The sequence below is a fragment of the Cryomorphaceae bacterium genome, from assembly GCA_017798125.1.
GTDB lineage: Bacteria > Bacteroidota > Bacteroidia > Flavobacteriales > ECT2AJA-044 > ECT2AJA-044.
This window is the reverse complement of the sequence record CP059070.1, coordinates 818,432-836,747: the sequence shown is the minus strand read 5'-3', so window position 1 is coordinate 836,747 and position 18,316 is coordinate 818,432. Positions and strand designations below refer to the sequence as shown.

Sequence of the window (18,316 nt, the reverse complement as noted above, 5' to 3'; positions counted from 1 at the left end):
GGGGTTTGTGTTCTGATCTGCGCCTACGGCGCGATAAAAAAAAGCCCCCGACATGCAGGGGCTTCTCCTCTTAGTGTTGTACCACAAGTCGTTTGCGTTCGACTCCGTATTCGTGTTGAATAAGGACCGTGTACTGTCCGTTCGCCCACTGGTGCACCGGTATCGTGACGCTACTGCTTCCGCTAGGCTGCGCCTGCTCGTACATCAACTGCCCAAGGGTATTGACCACCAGGATGTCCACTTCGCCGGGTCGCGAAGACGTCCACTCCAACTTGACTTCTGTCGATGTCGGGTTCGGGAACATCTGAACCTGGAAGCTGTGTTCCTCTTCCAAACTCACGTCACAAGGCAGCACGGTGATCTGCTCGCTCGCTTGACCCGAACATCCATTCGCATCCGTATAATTGTAGAAAATCGTGAAGGTTCCACTTCCAGACGCCGCTGGGTCAAACGAATTCCCCGTCATTCCCGGTCCGCTAAAGGTTCCGCCTGCCGGTGATCCCGTCAGGGTCAGCGCAGGAAGATCTAGGCAGTAGAAATTATTCGGTGGCATTCCGCTAATGCTGACGTTCGGATTCCCTGTGATGGTCACTGAAACGGCGTCACTGGCCGAACATCCACCCGGATAGGTAACCGTCACAGAATAGGTGCCCGACTGCGTCACTGTAAGCAAACTCGCGTTAGAACCTGTGCTCCATTGATACGTTCCTCCGGATGGCGCCTGTGGCACTAAGGTTGCCACAGAGCATTCTGTAACCGCCGGCCCTAGACTTACCGTGATTGAAGGCGTCACAGTAATACTAAAACTACACGTGCTCGTGTTTCCACTTGCATCCGTCGCAGTGAAGGTTATCGATGTAGTCCCGACCGGATAAATACCACTGGAGCTATTCCCGCTTTGCGCAATGGTCACTTGACCCGGGCAGTTATCTGTTGCCGTTGGGAAGGGATAACTCACGATCGCATTACATGAACTTCCCGTACTGGAAACGGTGATGTTCGATGGGCAGCTCAAAACAGGTGCTTCCTGATCCGAAACCGTCACGGTGAACGTGCACTGGCTGGTGTTCCCCGCGTCGTCCGTAGCTTGATAACTAATCGCCGTTGTTCCTATCGGGAACACGCTTCCTGAGGCAGGGCCGCTGATACGGGTTAACGATACATTGGTACAGTTATCCGTGGCTGTTGGAACCGCATAGTTGACTATTGCCCCACATTGCCCTGCGTCATTCGAAACAGAAATGTTCTGAGGACAACTGATTATCGGATTTTCATTGTCTGCAACCGTTATGGACATGGAGCAGAACGAAGAACTACCATTTGGACGTGCAATCTGCCACTGAATCAAGGTTGTACCAAGCGGGAATTGACTACCTGACACAAGATTAGTATTGTTGTCTATACGCGTTGTAGTTGTCGTGCCTGGAGTTAAGACTACAGGGTCATTAAAAGTAACTGTCGCCGCGCATTGACCAGCGTCTACATTGGCTGTTATATCATTTGGACATTGGACCTGTGGCGCCCAACCATCCGAAACAATTACATCTACAGAACAAGAAGCCATATTACCCGCTTGATCGGTAAATTCAAACGTGTTGACCGTAATTCCGACGGGGAATACCCCTCCACTCGGAATTCCAGCAGTTTGGTTCACGGTAACATTTCCACAATTATCTACAGCTGTTGGGGTCGTATAATTGACGACCGTAGAACTCTGGCCAAATTGTGCATTTGCGTTGACCGTTGCAGGGCAAGAGACTTGTGGAGCCTCAGTATCTACTACCGTAATATCAAAGCTACACGTAGACGTATTTCCGGATGGATCCTGGGCACTAAAGCTTAGAGTAGTCGTTCCTACCGGGAATGTACTTCCTGAAGAGAGTCCCGTATTATCCGTTTGAGTAACGGTAACAGTACCACAACCGTCGACTGCAACTGGAGCCGCGAAGGTCACCGCCGCCCCGCAGGTATTCGGATCATTATTGGCTATGATATTGCTCGGGCATGTAATGGTCGGACCCGTCATGTCTGTAATAGTCACTGTGGTCGTGCAACTCACAGAGTTTCCACTAGCATCCGTTGCAGTCACCGTTATGGTGTTGGATCCAACGTCTGAGCACGTAAAGGCGGTTTGGGATAAAGTGATTGTTGTTCCACTACAATTGTCAGTGCTGCTTTGTACCACGCTCGTAGACGATAGATTTACAATGCCCGCCGTTCCTATGCTGAATGTTGTAGGGCTACACACCAAGGATGGCGGAGTTTGATCACTGACCGTCACTACAAAATCACATGTGCTTTGATTCCCTGAGGCATCCGTAGCGGTCAAGGTAACCAGTTGAGTCCCCAAGTCAGAACAATCAAACGTCGATTTGCTCAAGGCGTATGTGGTCCCTGGGCAGTTATCCGTTCCGCTCACCAAAGCATCCGAAGAGGCCAGGGTCGCTTGACCGCTGGCATCAAGTTGAACACTTACGTTTTGACATGAGATTGTCGGACTTACGGTATCCAATACAGTCACTTGAGATGTACAGGTGGTTGTATTCCCGCTCGCATCCGAAACTACAATAGCCAAGCTTTGTACTCCTGTATTGTCACAGTCGAATTGACTGATGTCGTAGTTAGCCCCTGTAACACCGCAATTGTCTGAGAAAATCAATCCCAAATCCGTGACGGTCAATACGGGCTGTCCATTCGCGTCGAGATAAATATTGGCGTTCTGACACGTTACATTCGGTGCCATGTTATCTACCACTGTGACCGTAGCTGAACATGTTGCCGTTTGCCCATTGTTCCCGGTAACCGTGATCACTACGCTATTGGCGCCAAGATCGCTACAATCAAACTGAGATTGTGATACCGTCACCCCAGCAACCCCGCAAGGTGCAAGGCTCGATGCCACAACGTCTGATGTCGAAATACTGGCGTTCCCATTAGCATCCAATGAGACCGTGACATTCTTACATGTAACTGAAGGTACATTGTTGTCGACCACCGTTACATTCGAAGTACAGGTACTTACATTCCCGCTTGCATCGGTAGCTGTTAGGGTCACTGGCACTGTACTTCCAGCGTGAGAACAATTAAATGAAGCAATTGAAGCTGTTAGTGTCACTGCCCCACAGAGGTCTGTTGCACTAGCCATTTGATTCGGCAGGATAGTGACTATTCCACTTGCATTCAACGTGACCGTCGGGTTCAAGCAGGTAATCGCCGGAGGGGTTTGATCCAATACCGTAACCGTTGCTCCACAAGTCGAAGAGTTTCCACTTCCATCAGTGACCGTCAAAATCACTGAATTAGTACCGAGATGTACACACGTGAACTGAGTCTGATCTAGACTTAAGGTAACTCCACCACATACGTCCGAACTTCCATTATCTACAGACGAAGGTAAAATCGTCGCTTGTCCTGAGGCATCCAAGACGACATTGATGTCTTGACACATAGCAACGGGGGGAGTATTGTCCACGACGGTAACTTGTGCCGTGCAGGTCGCTGAATTTCCGTTTCCATCCGTAACCGTCAATGAAACACTATTAACGCCTAAATGAGAACAGTCAAATGAGGTCTGACTCAACGCGTAGGTGAGCGTTCCTCCACAAGATGCAGAGCTCCCTCCATCAATGTCCATAGCACTCAGCGTAGCTTGTCCACTGTTATCCAAAATGAGTGTTGCATTCTGACAGACCGCTGTTGGCAATGCGTTGTCAACGATGGTCACGCTTGGACTACAGGTTGTCGAATTTCCCTGTGCGTCAACGCCGGTAATATCAATCGTGAAAGTGCCCAATTGGGTGCAATCAAAGGTGCTCAGATTTGCACTTAGCGAGACACTGCTGCAATTATCGGAAGCGTTCACGATGAAGTCATTAACATCTATAGTCACCTGTCCATTGATCAGAGAATACGTAACTGATTGGCAGTTCAAGACGGGCGCCACTTGGTCTTCAACCGTAATAGTAGCAGTACACGTAGATGAATTTCCACTCGCATCCGTAACGGTCATCGTTACCATATTTGTCCCCAAATCTCCACAATCAAAGCTCGTCTTACTAAGGGTGTAACTGGCAATAGAACAGTTATCCGTGCTTCCAGCGTTCACCATGGACGGAGTAAGGTTGGCTTGACCAGAACCATTCAATTGCAACGTAACATTCTGACACTGCGCCTGCGGCGCGATATGATCAACAACGCTCACTTGAGCGCTGCAGGTGCTTGTATTCCCGTAGGCGTCAACAACGGTCATAACCACCGTTTGTACGCCTATATCCGAGCAGTCAAAGCTGGTCTTATCCAAGCTCAAAGTCACGGCAGTACACACGTCCGATGACCCGTTGTCGACATCACTCGTTGAAAGACTAGCCGCACCAGTCGCGTCCAATTGAATCGTGACATTCTTGCACAATGCAGTAGGAGCAGTTTGGTCCGAAACTGTTATGGTTGCAGAACATGTGGATGTATTTCCATTTACATCAGTTGCCGTAACCGTCACTACATTCGACCCAACATTGGTACAATCAAATGTAGACTTGTCCAAACTCAGTGTGACTGCGCCACAAGCATCAGTAGAGCTTTGTACAACATCACTGGTTGATATAGATGCGCTGCCGCTCGCGTCAAGCACAATGCTCACGTCTTGGCAAGTCACCTGGGGGGCCACTTGATCCACGACCGTAACCGTCGCTGTGCATGTTGCCGATTGGCCATACGAATCCGTAGCCGTTAGTGTTACCGTGTTGGCTCCAATATTTTGACAACTAAAATTATAGGGTGCCACTGTCATCAATAAAGGAACTCCATACGGGCTACTTGATCCGTTATCCACCATATTTGGTGTTATAGAAGCTGCTCCAGTAGCATCCAACTGAACAGTGATGTCCTGACAAATTATGTCCGGCGGGCTAGAGGTCAAGGTAAATGTAGAAGAACAAACACTGCTATTCCCATTATTGTCCGTAACGGTCAAGTAAACGGTATTCGCACCCAAATGGGTAGCATTAAAAGTAGTCTGGCTAATCGTATAACTCGCTATTCCACAAGCATCCGAACTTCCATTGTCAATACTTGCAGGACTCAAAATGTAAGTACCACCAAATGGAAGAAGGTCCGTGAAGTCTTGACACTGTGCATTCGGAGCTATATTATCCTCAACTGTAACCGTTGCTGTGCACGTGCTCGAATTTCCGCTTTGATCGGTTACCGTCAGAGTCACCGTATTGGCGCCTATATCCGAACAAGTAAAACTATTCGGTGAAGCAGTCAAGCTGGAAATTGTGCAGTTGTCACTGCTTCCATCGTCAATTTGTCCTCCGGTTATTGAGACATTTCCAGTTGCATCTAATTGGACGGTTATGTTCTGGCAAATCGCCGTTGGACTGATGTTATCCACTACAGTAATTGTGGTCATACACGTGCCCACATTTCCACTGTTGTCCGTTACAGAAAGTGTTACGGTATTCGAGCCTAAATCACTACACGTAAACGAAGTTTCGCTCAATGCATAGCCCGCAATCGTACAGTTATCCGTACTCCCGTTATTCACATCAGCAGTCGTTATACTTCCATTTCCATTGGCATCCAACTGGACGGTTACATTCTGACATAGAGCCGTTGGACTGATGTTGTCCACTACCGTCACCGTAGTCATACATGTGCCCACATTTCCACTGTTGTCCGTTACAGAAAGTGTTACGGTATTCGAACCTAAATCACTACACGTAAACGAAGTCTCGCTCAATGCATAGCTCGCAATCGTACAGTTATCTGTACTTCCGTTATTCACATCAGCTGTCGTTATGCTTCCATTTCCATTGGCGTCCAACTGAACCGTTACGTTCTGGCAGATTGCGGTTGGACTGATGTTGTCCACTACCGTCACTGTAGTCATACAGGTGCTGTAGTTGCCACTTTGATCCGTCACCGTCAAGGTTACCGTATTGGAACCCAGATTACTGCACGTAAAGCTCGTTTGGCTTAGGGAATAGCCCGTGATCGAGCAATTATCAGTACTTCCATCATTTACATCCGTCACTGATATGCTTCCATTTCCGCTTGCATCCAACCAAACCGTTACAGCCTGACAGATTGCGGTTGGGCTAATGTCGTCCACCACCGTCACTGTAGTCATACATGTGCTGTAGTTCCCGCTTTGATCCGTCACCGTCAAGGTTACGGTATTCGAGCCTAAGTCACTACACGTAAACGAAGTCTCGCTCAATGCATAACCCGTAATCGTACAGTTATCCGTACTCCCGTTGTTTACATCAGCTGTCGTTATGCTTCCATTTCCATCGGCATCTAACTGGACGGTTACATTCTGACATAGAGCCGTTGGACTGATGTTGTCCACTACCGTCACCGTAGTCATACATGTGCCCACATTTCCACTGTTGTCCGTTACAGAAAGTGTTACGGTATTCGAACCTAAATCACTACACGTAAACGAAGTCTCGCTCAATGCATAGCTCGCAATCGTACAGTTATCCGTACTCCCGTTATTCACATCAGCTGTCGTTATACTTCCATTTCCATTGGCATCTAACTGGACGGTCACGTTCCGACAGATTGCGGTCGGACTGATGTTGTCCACTACGGTGATCGTTGTTGAGCAAGATGCTGTTCTTCCAGAGTTCGATGTAACCGTGAGCGTAACCTCATTTCCGCCAAGATCTGAGCAGGAAAATGCGGTTTGACTTAGCGTGTAACTAGCGATTCCGCAAGTTGCAGAACTTCCGTTATCCACTGCCCCTGTAGTCAGTGTCGCAGAACCGGATGCATTTAATTGAAGTGTTACGGCTTGACAAACCGCTGTAACATCATCCGCAACGGTAACTGTTGTGGAGCTGGAGTTGGGACAGGTACCACTTGTCGTATAAGTAACCGTATAAGTACCCGGCGTAGACGCTGAAAGGTCAATCGCTCCCGAACCAGAGGCAATCGAAAGCCCGACGCCACTGCTAAAGGTTCCACCGGTCAGTCCGGTAATCGTTGGAGTAGGGTCAGAACCAGTAGAACAATACTCCGATTGTCCGTAACTAAAGGATGCGTCATCTAGAGCATTTATTGTCACGGATGTATTTGAGCTGTTCGGACACGTTCCGGCTGTAGTATAGGTCACAGTATACGTTCCAGGAGTCGAAGCGGAGACGTCAATCGCTCCTGTACTAGAGCTCAATGATAGTCCGACAGTACTGCTAAAAGATCCTCCAGTCAGTCCTGAAATGGTAGGTGTTGGATCAGAGGCGTCCACACAGTAACTGGTTGACCCGTATGAAAAGGACGCGTCGTCCAGGTTGTTGATGGTTACCGAAGCTGTCGAGCTGTTCGGGCATGTTCCTGCGGTGGTGTAGGTCACCGTATAGGTCCCTGCCGTAGACGCAGATACATCAATGGTACCATTGGAGGCAATGGATAATCCTACAGTGCTGCTAAACGTTCCCCCGGTTACACCCGTTATGGTCGGCGAAGGATCCGATGCATCCTTGCAATAACTGGATGATCCGTAGCTAAATGCAGCGTTGTCTAACGCGGTAATGGTGACCGAAACAGTCGAATTTGCAGGGCAACTTCCCGCTGTAGTGTAAGTAACAGAATACGTTCCAGCCGTAGAGGCAGATACATCAATCGCCCCTGAACTCGTATTCAAAGAAAGGCCTGAAGTGCTGCTAAAAGTACCCCCGGTAGTTCCCGTAATGGTCGGTGTGGGATCTGAAGCATCCACACAATAATTGGAAGCGCTGTAGCTAAATGATGCATCATCTACAGCCGTTGGTGTAATAGTCACAGACCCACAACTCCCAGCGGTCACACACCCTCCCTCACCACGAACATAATAGGTAGTACTAGGAGTCCCCGGAGAAACGGTAATGGTCGATCCTGTTGTCGATCCTACTGAGGTTCCCCCGCAGGATCCCGTATACACATGCCAGGCCGTAGCATCATTCAAGCTCCCGCTGATATTGAGCGTCGCCGTTGCACCAACACAAACCGTACTTGGCGAAAATGTAACCGTTGGAACATCTGGATCGGAGCACGCCGCTTGTACGAATATAAAGTTGTCCAAGAATGACCCCCAGCCTGCGTACAAACCACCAAAAGAATCGCTCCCTTTAATCCGAATCTCATCAACACTCGCAAAACCGCTTGCTGAAACTATATAGGTCGTTGCTGAAGACGCTCCTATGATCGTTTCCTGCGCTACTTGCACCCCGTCATTGAATCCTGTAATCGTATATCTATCATAAAAGGAGAAAGCATCATCCGCAGCATCGAAGGCCACAAATTCCGCATCGTTCGCAAACTTCAATGCCATGTATTCCGGATGCTCGTAGGGGTCCTCTTCAACTTGATGAACTTCTATTCGCCCTCCGGTATTATCATATTGAAAGCCGAAACTGTCCGTTTCAAAAGACAAGGCTAGGCTTGCAAACGCCGTACTAAGACCGTTATCGGTGGTCTTAAAGTCAACAGTCCCAAGGTTCGCGTTCGACAATGAAAAGCTTCCAACATAAGTTCCACTTGTCGGAACACCTGTGGGTTGCGATGCAAAATCTAGGGTTGTAACCGTTCCAGAAATGACTTTGTAACGAGCCTTTCCAGTTGGGTGAACAACAGTGCTCGTATTTCCCGACCCATCCGTCGCCGTGAAAAGCAGTTCGCGCGTTCCGGCAGTAGTCGTAGGGTCAAAAGCTACAGTTCTAAGTACTGTTTGGTAGGCGCTCGGGGAAGCGCTACCTGAAAGGGACAATACTCCCGTAGTTGAGTTATACGACACGGAGATTCCGCCTGAAGCCGTCGCACTTAGTACATCTCCTGCCTGAAAGCCTGAACTAAAACTCACCTCAGCTGAGTCGATTTGGCTATCATCCAGCTCGTATACATTTAACGAGCTGTTGACCACTGTCGCACTCGCCGTCGATGCTAAAATGGAAAGGTCGTTTCCTACATCGACAACAGGAGCCGTATTTTGATTGAGCGTGACGTAGAATACATTAATTGTATTGTTCTGAAGTGCATCCCCGGTTCCCGAATTAATATCCGCCAACTCAGCAGCTGTACTGGTCGTCAAATTCAAAAATTGTGGCTCGTCTCCATTACCTCTGTCTTGCTGATACGCTATTCCGTCACCGAATGCATTCGCATTTCTAAATCGAGAGGTGTTCCAGTTTGTCGCTCCGGTAGTGACATTAGTGGCGTTTCCAGCACTATTATACCTGAAGAAGTGATAGGTTTGGCTAGGGTATGACGCAGTGTTCAAACCAAAATATAGGTTTGAGCCGACCACCATTAAATCCTGCGGCGCATAGCCAGAGGTAGGACTGTACTCCTGGGTCACAGTATTGGAACTATTCACGGAGTAGAGGCGATACTGACCGGGGTTAAACCCTGCTCCTCCAACAAAAAAGAGCTTACTATCAAAGGTTATAAAATCTCTTGGGTCCGGGTCTGTCGCAGCAGTTCCTGACAAGTCTGCAAAGGCGTGAACCAAGGAAGTTCCCGAGCCATTGTATCGATATAGCTCTGTGTCATTGTAATACAGCGTTGAACTAGTACTGGCGGACATATAGATATATCCATTATATACAGCCATTCTGCCTGGCTCATAAAGACTGAAATTTGGCGCAGCTGATAATGTTGTTCCATCCCACATGTAGAGATCTGTGGCGCCACTGCTGCCTGCCCGGCCGGCGAAATACAGCTTATCACCCGTTCCGTCATTGTACACCACTAAGCCATCCATCCCTGCTCTGTTCAGAGTCGCGCTGGTCAGATCCGTAATCGTTTCTGTAGTCAAATCGAGCTTATAGACGTGTCGTGGGTCACCGGAAGGTTCGTAGGTGAAGTACACATCACCATTGTACACGACAAACTCTCGAGTTTCAGGGTCGAAATTTGTCGATATGCTTCCAAAAAAGTCTACGTCTCGACCGTCGTAAGCCCCTATTTGTGTTACAAAATCCTCATCGAAATAAGCGCAATAGACCTTGTTGTTATACTCGAAAATATCAAACCTTCGCGCGATTCCAGTGCTCCCTGGGTTTGGGATGGCTACCGGAACCACACGTCCAGTTGTAGCATTGTAGCCATAGAGGTTCGTGTTCGTTCCATCATTTGCTACAAACATCAAATTTGATGGAGTGGCGATGGGTCCGCAACCCACTACAACATCATCGGAAGCCGAAACAGGGCACCCCGATGAGGTAATCGTGTATGTGATTTGATGTGTTCCTACTCCAGCAGTTGCAGGGTCAAATGAGTAGGTCGTTCCATTCCCATCATCCGTTACCCCAGTCCCAGAGTATACGCCTCCTGTAGGTGTTCCTCCTCCTTGCCCAGTCTGAACGCCGGCATCAACACACAAATCAGCTAATGCGGTAAACGAAGGGCTAGAAGTGGTTGTAACGGTCACCGTGGCTTGGCCGCATGACCCTGGTGTCACACAATCTCCTTCTCCCCGAATGTAATAGGTCGTAGTTGATGACGGAGTTACTTGCAATGAGTTGTTCGTCGTAGAACCTACCTGAGTTCCGCCGCAAGACCCTGAATAAACAACCCAGTTTAAAGCACTATTCAAACTTCCCGTCCAACTGAGGGTAGATGAAGAGCCTGGACAAACGGTACTGGGAGTCGCAGTAATGACCGGAACGTCAGGATCGTTACAGCTTATGGGAATGACGAAGTCATCAATGGCAAAATTCGATCCTCCTGATGTGCTTAGAGTGAACGAAGTAATCCCGGTCCAATTCAGGGTTTTTGTCGAGGGGCTTGTTCCAACTGAAAAAGAAACGGCTGAATTACTTCCTCCAGTCGGAGTAGCCGTCCATGTCTTGGTTGAAGAAAACTCTCCCGCTTGGATAGAGGTCAAATCAACAGCCTGAGAAAAGCTAATGGTAACTGATGATGTACTCGGACTCTGTGCAAATACGTGTGGATCTGCCCCTGTCCCAAAAACTCCCGATACAAGGACCTGGCCAGAGGCTGTATAGGTGGCCACTACTCCAGCGGAGTTCGAACTAGTCGCTTGAGCGTTGCTTCCGTTTCCGTCTGTATCAAACGACCAATTTATGTCCTGGCCATTACTCAGGAAAGGTAATAGCGCTGCTGTTGCGATTAAAATCGCTTTGTAAAGATGTTTCATGACAAGAAGACTTGTAAAATGTAAGAGACTGAGAAGATAGTCCTAAAAACGGGCGTCTTAGATATTGAAAGCCCTAAATGTTGTGAACGTCATGTTCCGTGTTGTGAATGACCGCTTACTCTAGGCCTTCTCCGCCCAAGCGAGGGCCAAAACGCCGATTTGCGCCAACGGCGCGATGACGGACGCTGCACTTTCAATCGTGCTTCCGGTGGTCACGACATCATCCACCAGCCAAATCTTCTTCGGTATGCCATCAGGCGATTTTTTCAGCGCAAAAACGTCCTCCACATTACCTTTCCGGGTCCAGGCGTCCATCTTGGTTTGGGTCTTTGTTTTTCGAACGCGCTTCAGCCCTTTCCAAACAGGTATCCCCGAACTAGCCGAGATTCCTTCGGCGATGACCTCGGCTTGATTGAACCCGCGACGACGCTGTCTCGAAGGATGAAGCGGAATGGGGCAAAGGGCATCAGCTTGAAAGCCACTTGCATGCAATCGGCTCCCGAGCTCTGCCCCAAAGTGGTGTGCAGCCGAGAGGGTGCCCTTGTATTTGATGGCGTGCATCAAAGGCCTGGTTGGGCCTTCACCATCAAAATACCAGAGCGCAATAGCCGCCTCTATAGGCATTCGGCCATCGAAGATTCGAAGCAGTTCATGCCGGTACAAACGGTGGTGATCCGTGTAGGCCAGTAGAGTTCGGCAACGACCACAAAGGTGGCGTTCGCCATGGTACAGCTCGGAATTGCAGTGTAGACAATGTTCGGGTAAAAGCAGGAAACTCAATGCCTGCACGGAATTGCGGATGAAACGTGGTGTACGCATACTTGAAACATTATTCATTGCAGAGTTCCAAGGACACTGTATCTTTGTCGCCATCAGTCAGTTAACGAATTTAACCAAAAAAAGGATTATGTCTGATTCATCGAACCGCAACAACCGCATCATTATCATTGTGCTGTTGATTGCGTTGGTAGCAGCCGTCGCGGGGCTCTACATTCAAAAGCAGAACAACGATACGGAGGTGACCGATTTGACGGAGGAGAAGAACGCGTTGATCGTGGATCTCGACGAATTAGCTGCTCAATACGAAGCGTTGATCTTGGAAAACGACAGTGCCAATGAAGAATTGGTCGCTGAGCGAGCACGCATCATTGCACTTCGCGATTCTGTTGCAACGCTCCAAGCCGATGTTGCGCGCTTAACGCGTTACCGCAACGAAGTCTACACCTTGAAAAAAGAGAAAGCTGTTCTCTTGGCTCGTGCGGACTCTTTGATCATTGTCAACGAGCAACTCGCTACCGAGAAGGCAGCGATTGAAGAGGAGTTGACCGAAGAAAAAGAGCTGACCAACACTTTAAGTGCTGAGAAATCTCAGTTGGAAGATCGTGTAGCTCGTGGTCAAGTGCTTAATGCCGTTGAAATCATCTCTGGTGGTATCAAGGAAAAAGGCAGCGGCGAAGAGAAAGAAGTATCTAAAGCTCGCAAGACAGATCGAATCAAAACGTGCTTTGTTTTGGCGAAGAATGAGATCGCTAAATCCGGTGAGAAAGTCATCTACTTGCGCGTGACGGACCCAGAAGGAATGTTGATCGGAAAGAGTATGGCCGAGTACGCAGTGAGCTACAACGGACAGCAAATCGTTTGCAGTGAAAAGCAAACAGTGATTTACGACAACGAAGCAATGGACGTCTGCATGTACCTAGACCGTATGGAAGGTCAAGAATGGGTTGAAGGAACCTACGACGTCGAAGTATACGCAGAGAATGAATTGATTGGAACAAGCCAATTCACTTTGGAAGGAGGCTTGTTCTAAGGAACCGATTTACCTGGTTTTGAAACCTCGCAGCACTTGTTGTTGCGGGGTTTTCTTTTGTGCGAAATTCTTTGCTCTGAAAAGGTGTATTAGAAGAACGCTTTGAGCTGAACACTCCCGGTATGTGCTGCTGGAACGCCTTCACTTACGCGCCCGTCGTACAGAATGTTCAGCTGTAAATGCTTGGCAATATTGCTCTGGAGCGTTGCATTCCAGGTCGCGTTTTGACCGGGCTGCAAACCCTCGAGCATGGCATAAGCCACTGGTGTATTGGCAGCCGCCGAATACGTATTGCGAATGAGGTTTACTCGGGCGGTGATAAGGGCCTTGGAGGCCACGTTGTAGTTGAATTCAACCCCTGTGTTTAGGGCATCTAGCTCCTCCCCTAGTTCACTGTTGTTGAGAGAGGCTCGATATCCCACAATGAAACTGAGTTTCCAGGTACGTCCCGGTTGAAAAGTGATGGTTTGCTCCGTGCGCTGCTCATCCAAATCATAACTCCTAGCATCGAATCCCTCCGAACCATTGGCCCGCTCCCGGGTCCCGACTTGACTGTTCCAGATCCAGTTTTCCAAGAACATCCAGCGCCACTGGATTTGATGCTCCAAATTGCGCTGCGATTCGAATCCGTAGCTGACCAGGTTTCGACCCTGGTTTTGAACAAAGGTGTAATCGGCACCAAAGCTCGCCTCGCTCCGTTGGAAAAAGAGGGTATTCCGCCAACCTTGGTTCAAGGCTATCAAGGTCGAATCAAAGGTGATTCGGCTGAAGGGATTGAGGCTCGAGGCGAGATCACCTCTTTGGCTTTTTCGTTCGGTATTGTAGGTGACTTGTACCGAGAATTTGCTCAAGACTTTTCGGATGTCGGTCGTGCGTCCCCATACGGCTCCGGGGTTGAGGATGATGACCTGAGAGAACTTGTTAAAGTTGGTGCGAACGTATTCATTCGACTGCTGAAAGACTCGGATATACCGGGCATCGCTGGGGAATTGAGCAATCTCAAATTCATCGAGCTGTTGAATCCCGTCACCGTTGTAATCGACCCACGCGTAAAGCCCCTGACCGGCCGCAACCTCCACGTAGGTGAATTCCCGACGCGCCTCCTGACCAGAACCACTTTCGTAGAAGGTGGTCAAGTTAATGGCGTTGCGGAAGAGTCGCTGTCGGTACTGTAATCGACCCGTGAGGGTCCGGTCCTCGGGATTTACGGTGTCGTTCAAGTTCTCCAAATCGCGAAAGGTAAATCCGGCCTTCAAATTCCCGCTTCGAGCGATGCGCAAGCGCCCGTCCAAGGTGAGCGCATTGGCAATGGTGGAGGGGTCCAAGTCTTGAGGGCTCGGAGCGTAATCTGTTCGATTCAAATAGGTGAATTCCAGTCCGTTTTTAAGGGAATCGTTGTTTCCAATGAAGAACTCCCACTGGTCAAATCGATAGCTGCCCGATTGAAGGGAATCGGTACCGTTGCTCTGCTTTTCGTTGAATTCACTTTCGCCCCGCATCCCAAATTTGAGCCACTTCCAATACTGCCTGAACTGGGTTTTTTGACGAATGAAACGCTGGCGAGCGCCGCCCACATAAGACTCCAACCAAGAGGCTTGAACAGAGGCCAAAGTTCCGCGGTGATTGACGTCTCCCAATAAGTTGTTGCGCAAGGCTCCGTACTCCGGTCCATTGGCTAAGTACTGCACAGCGTATTGAATTCCTCCGACATTTTGCTTCCGGTATCCGGCACGCGCCGTGATGAAATGCTGATCGCCTGGTGTCAAGGTGTCTGTGAGGTTCCAGTCCCGCTGAAATTCAACACTTCGAAACCGCTGAACGGGCTGGTAGCGGTCCTGTACATATTCGTAGTCAACGCCAGCCTCCCAGCCGGTCTGCCATTTTTTATCTGCAAAGACATTTACCGCGAGGCCGACATCGTCGTCACTGTCGAGCTCACTGAAGGTGTTGGGGTCGTATCGAGAAACCGAAGTCTGAGCCCCAACACGCAGTCCGTCTTGATTGAAGGAAAGACCTCCCGAGGCGATTTGAAGTTGGCGCGGTGTGATGATGGTGCGCACGGGTGCGTACTCCCCTTGCGGAACACCCCCCACAGGCGGGACCCACTGAAAAACGCGACCGTTAACTGCGGCATCACTCAAGATGTAGTCTCCGTTTCCAACGCCAACGTTGCTGAAGGAAGCCCGGTAATAGGCCTCAGATGGGTTGGTAGAGTAGACCAAGACGCTGTCAAATCCAAGGGAGTCTCGAAGGGCGTATAGAATTTCACCTTCCGTATACCCCACACTGTCAATCGCAGGAATGACGGCAGCCTCGAGACTATCCCCGATGGTGGATAAATAACGTTTGTCCTCATCGGATAGGTCCTGTTGCAGGTTTTGGTTCCGAGCATCCTGTTCGGAGTAAACCCCGAGCGCCCACTGCCAAGTGCCCTTGGTTTGGGCGACCTCGCCTTCGAGCAGGGATCGCGCATAGCTCTGGTCCGTATACTGAAATTCCACGACGATCCGCTTCACATTCGTGATCTGCTGCAGGGCCGTAAAAGTGATCTCACCGGCATTGTAGTCGATAACGTAGTCGTGGTTTTGACCGCGGGTCATGAGTTGCCCATCGATGAAAACGCGCTCAGAACCCGAAACGATGATGATGAACTGCTCGTTGTTGGCTCCGGTCAATTTATAGGGCCCTTGGTTTCCTTCGATACCGAAGAAGTTGTTTCGAGCAAACTGCCCTCGGGAGAGGGCGGCCGAAGCGCGTACCTCGAGTCCGCTTTCGGCATCGCGCCGTTGAAAGGTGGCCCCGCTCAGTTTCTTGTACCAAGGCATGAAGCGAAAGCGTTCGGCCGTGACTTCATAATCGCCGGCAATGATCTTCCCTAACTGGTCGTTTTCGAGCTCGATGTACGCCCGGTCAAATTCCCGCAGCTGCTGGGTATATCCGTCGGCCTGGATAGGCACATTATCGTCGGTGATGGACGCACGGATATAGGTGTTCTCGTTCAAGCGCCCGCTGAGCTGCAGATCAAGGCTCGAATTCAATACGAGGTCTTGGCGGTTTCCCACGGTGACACCGCGGCTGATGGATCCGTTTTTGTCCAGGCCTTCAAAAGGCTCAAAGTCGATTTGCTCAGATCCCACTTCATAATAGCCGGGTGGGCGATTGTCCAACATCCGGATGTTGAGTAGGGAGGTGTCTTTTCGGGAAACGGGGGCTCCGTAATCGTAAGGCAAAGCGGTGTAAGCGATGGTGAGTTGGCCGGTGTCCAAGGGAGCGACCCAGAGCTGTCGGGTTCGGAAGTCGAAATGGTAGTCCTGGGGGTTGAGAGGGCCCCATCGCGCCGTGAGGCGCAAAGACTGCGGCGCAATCGACGTGGAGTCCAGCACCAGGGTGTCGCTGGGCCACGGAATCGTCAGCAACCGCTGGTCCGGATCCGCGACCTGTGCCACCGCAAATGCGGGGAGCAACAGCAAGAACAGGGTGCGTGCGACCTTCATGGGCGGTTTATTAACGATGGATTGTGGGTTTTGTTAAGTCAAAGCCTGAAAATCGGCCCTTCGCATCGCGTATCTTAGCCGCAAAATAGGGTACTATGAAGAAGATTGCGTTGTTTTTATTGGTTTTCGGCCTCACGGCCGGATGCGTTCCGATCAAAAAATTTGAGGAGCTTCAAGCGAACTACGACCAGAGTCAAGAGGAATTGTCTCGCCTGAAAACGGAGAACTCGGAACTTTCCATGACCCTGAAAGAAATTGAAGCCGAGCGCGATCGATTGGCCAAGTCTACCAAGGGTTTGGTGGCGGATACAACCTCAAAAGGCAAGCAGCTTCGCGCCTTAAAGCGCAGTTACGAGGAGCTCAACGACAGCTATGAGCTGCTGATTGAAAACAACAACTCCCTCATCGCGCGCAATGCCGAAGAGAACCGCCGTTTGCTCGAAGAGATGCAAGTCTTGGAGGCCAAACTCCAAGGAAAAGAGGACAGCCTTCGTCTGCGTTCTGAAGAAATGGACAGTATTTCGACCGCCTTGGTCGCACGTGAAGCCAAAGTGAATGAGCTCCAGCGCATGCTCACCGAAAAAGACAGTGCAACAGAGGCCCTGCGTAAAAGTGTCGCCGATGCCTTGCTCGGATTCAAGGGCAAAGGTGTAAATGTCGAAGAGAAAGACGGCCGTATCTACGTGACCTTGGACAACAGCTTGTTGTTCCAGTCTGGAAAGTGGGACGTGGGCTCAGAAGGAACCAAAGCCTTGGATCAGCTCTCTGGTGTATTGGCCGAAAACCCAGAGATTAACATCTTGATCGAAGGGCATACCGATGACGATCAGTACTACGGTGGTCAGGTCATTAAGGACAACTGGGATCTGAGTGTGATGCGCGCAACTAGTGTGGTGAAGATCTTAACCGCGAACGACGGTGTCGATCCAACGCGGGTTACTGCAGCGGGTCGTTCCGAATACCTACCCGTCGCGGACAATGCCGCGGATGGAGGTAAAGCGAAGAACCGTCGCATCGAAATCATCTTGATTCCAGACTATCAGGCACTGCTCGATTTAATCAACGAGTAATTTAAGGCCTCAGGCTTTTCCACCATGCGGCCAGCTGTTTCCGCTGTTCGGCCGTCAGTTGTGCTTCTGGGTGCATATTGGCGTAGGACTTCAGCGGCATCTCCAACTCGAGTGTCTCTTCCACCATTTCCTCCAGGGCATGGGAGCGTTTTGCCTTTCCGCGCAGGCCCCATTCGTTAAAGTTGAGGTGCTCTTTTCCGTGGTTAACGTGATCCTGAACAATCCAACTCACGGGTGCTATTTCCGAATACCAGGGATAGGTGGTTTCGTGCGAATGACAATCGTAGCAGGCATCCTTAAAGAGCTGTTCTATTTCTGGTTCGCCGGGATAAATAGCGATAAAATCTTGCGATGGATCGATCTCAGGAACGGCCCGATTGGGGCGGATTGCTTGAATGCCTAGTAAGACTAGGACGATGAGAAGAAGTACTTTCTTTCGAGTCATAATCAGAAGCGCACATCTGCCCACTCCTCCCCTTTCTTGTCGAACATCAGTCGAGCAAAGGGGCACAAGGGCATGATTTTCAATTGGTTTTCTCGAGCGTGGTCAACAATGGCTTGGACCAATTGTGCCGCCTTCCCTGTGCCTTGCAAACTGTCATCCACCTCGGTGTGGTCGATGATCAGCTTGTCTGGTCCGGCCATGGTATAGGTGGATTCTCCCATACGCTGACCGTCTTGATCGAAGTAGTAGGCGCCTTTTCGACCGTCGAATTCATTCTTTAATTCCATGAGTCGAATGTAAAAAAGAAAGTCCCCGGAACTGAGCTATCCGAGGACTTTTTCAACCAAACCTAGTAGT

Annotated in this window: 7 protein-coding genes; 2 read left to right on the top strand and 5 right to left on the bottom strand. The window is 49.8% G+C overall.

The annotated features are described in order from the left end of the window. Positions 1–70: 70 nt before the first annotated feature. Both HZ996_03590 and HZ996_03585 read right to left on the bottom strand, forming a co-directional pair. Positions 71–11,140, bottom strand: a complete 11,070-nt coding sequence (locus HZ996_03590) for an HYR domain-containing protein (protein ID QTN38259.1) — start codon at positions 11,138–11,140, stop codon at positions 71–73. 120 nt (positions 11,141–11,260) lie between these two features. Continuing rightward, the gene (locus HZ996_03585; GenBank protein ID QTN38258.1) at positions 11,261–11,959 is read right to left on the bottom strand and encodes a ComF family protein; all 699 of its coding nucleotides are present in this window, start codon (positions 11,957–11,959) and stop codon (positions 11,261–11,263) included. Between the two features lie 88 nt (positions 11,960–12,047). On the opposite strand from HZ996_03585, the gene HZ996_03580 reads away from it, so the two are divergent. Further along, the gene (locus tag HZ996_03580; GenBank protein QTN38257.1) at positions 12,048–12,950 is read left to right on the top strand and encodes a hypothetical protein; all 903 of its coding nucleotides are present in this window, start codon (positions 12,048–12,050) and stop codon (positions 12,948–12,950) included. Between the two features lie 89 nt (positions 12,951–13,039). Here HZ996_03580 and HZ996_03575 read toward each other — a convergent pair whose 3' ends face one another. Continuing rightward, the gene (locus HZ996_03575) at positions 13,040–16,444 is read right to left on the bottom strand and encodes a hypothetical protein (protein QTN38256.1); all 3,405 of its coding nucleotides are present in this window, start codon (positions 16,442–16,444) and stop codon (positions 13,040–13,042) included. Positions 16,445–16,539: 95 nt separating this feature from the next. Between HZ996_03575 and HZ996_03570 the strand changes: the two genes are divergently transcribed. After that, positions 16,540–17,514: an OmpA family protein gene (locus HZ996_03570; protein ID QTN38255.1), complete on the top strand. Its 975-nt coding sequence runs from the start codon at positions 16,540–16,542 to the stop codon at positions 17,512–17,514. A gap of 1 nt (position 17,515) precedes the next feature. Here the strand turns inward: HZ996_03570 and HZ996_03565 are convergent, their stop codons facing one another. Both HZ996_03565 and HZ996_03560 read right to left on the bottom strand, forming a co-directional pair. Next, positions 17,516–17,959: a heme-binding domain-containing protein gene (locus tag HZ996_03565; protein ID QTN38254.1), complete on the bottom strand. Its 444-nt coding sequence runs from the start codon at positions 17,957–17,959 to the stop codon at positions 17,516–17,518. A 2-nt stretch (positions 17,960–17,961) separates the two neighbouring features. Continuing rightward, positions 17,962–18,246 (bottom strand): N-acetyltransferase, encoded by a 285-nt coding sequence (locus HZ996_03560; GenBank protein QTN38253.1) that lies wholly within the window; start codon positions 18,244–18,246, stop codon positions 17,962–17,964. Positions 18,247–18,316: the final 70 nt, after the last annotated feature.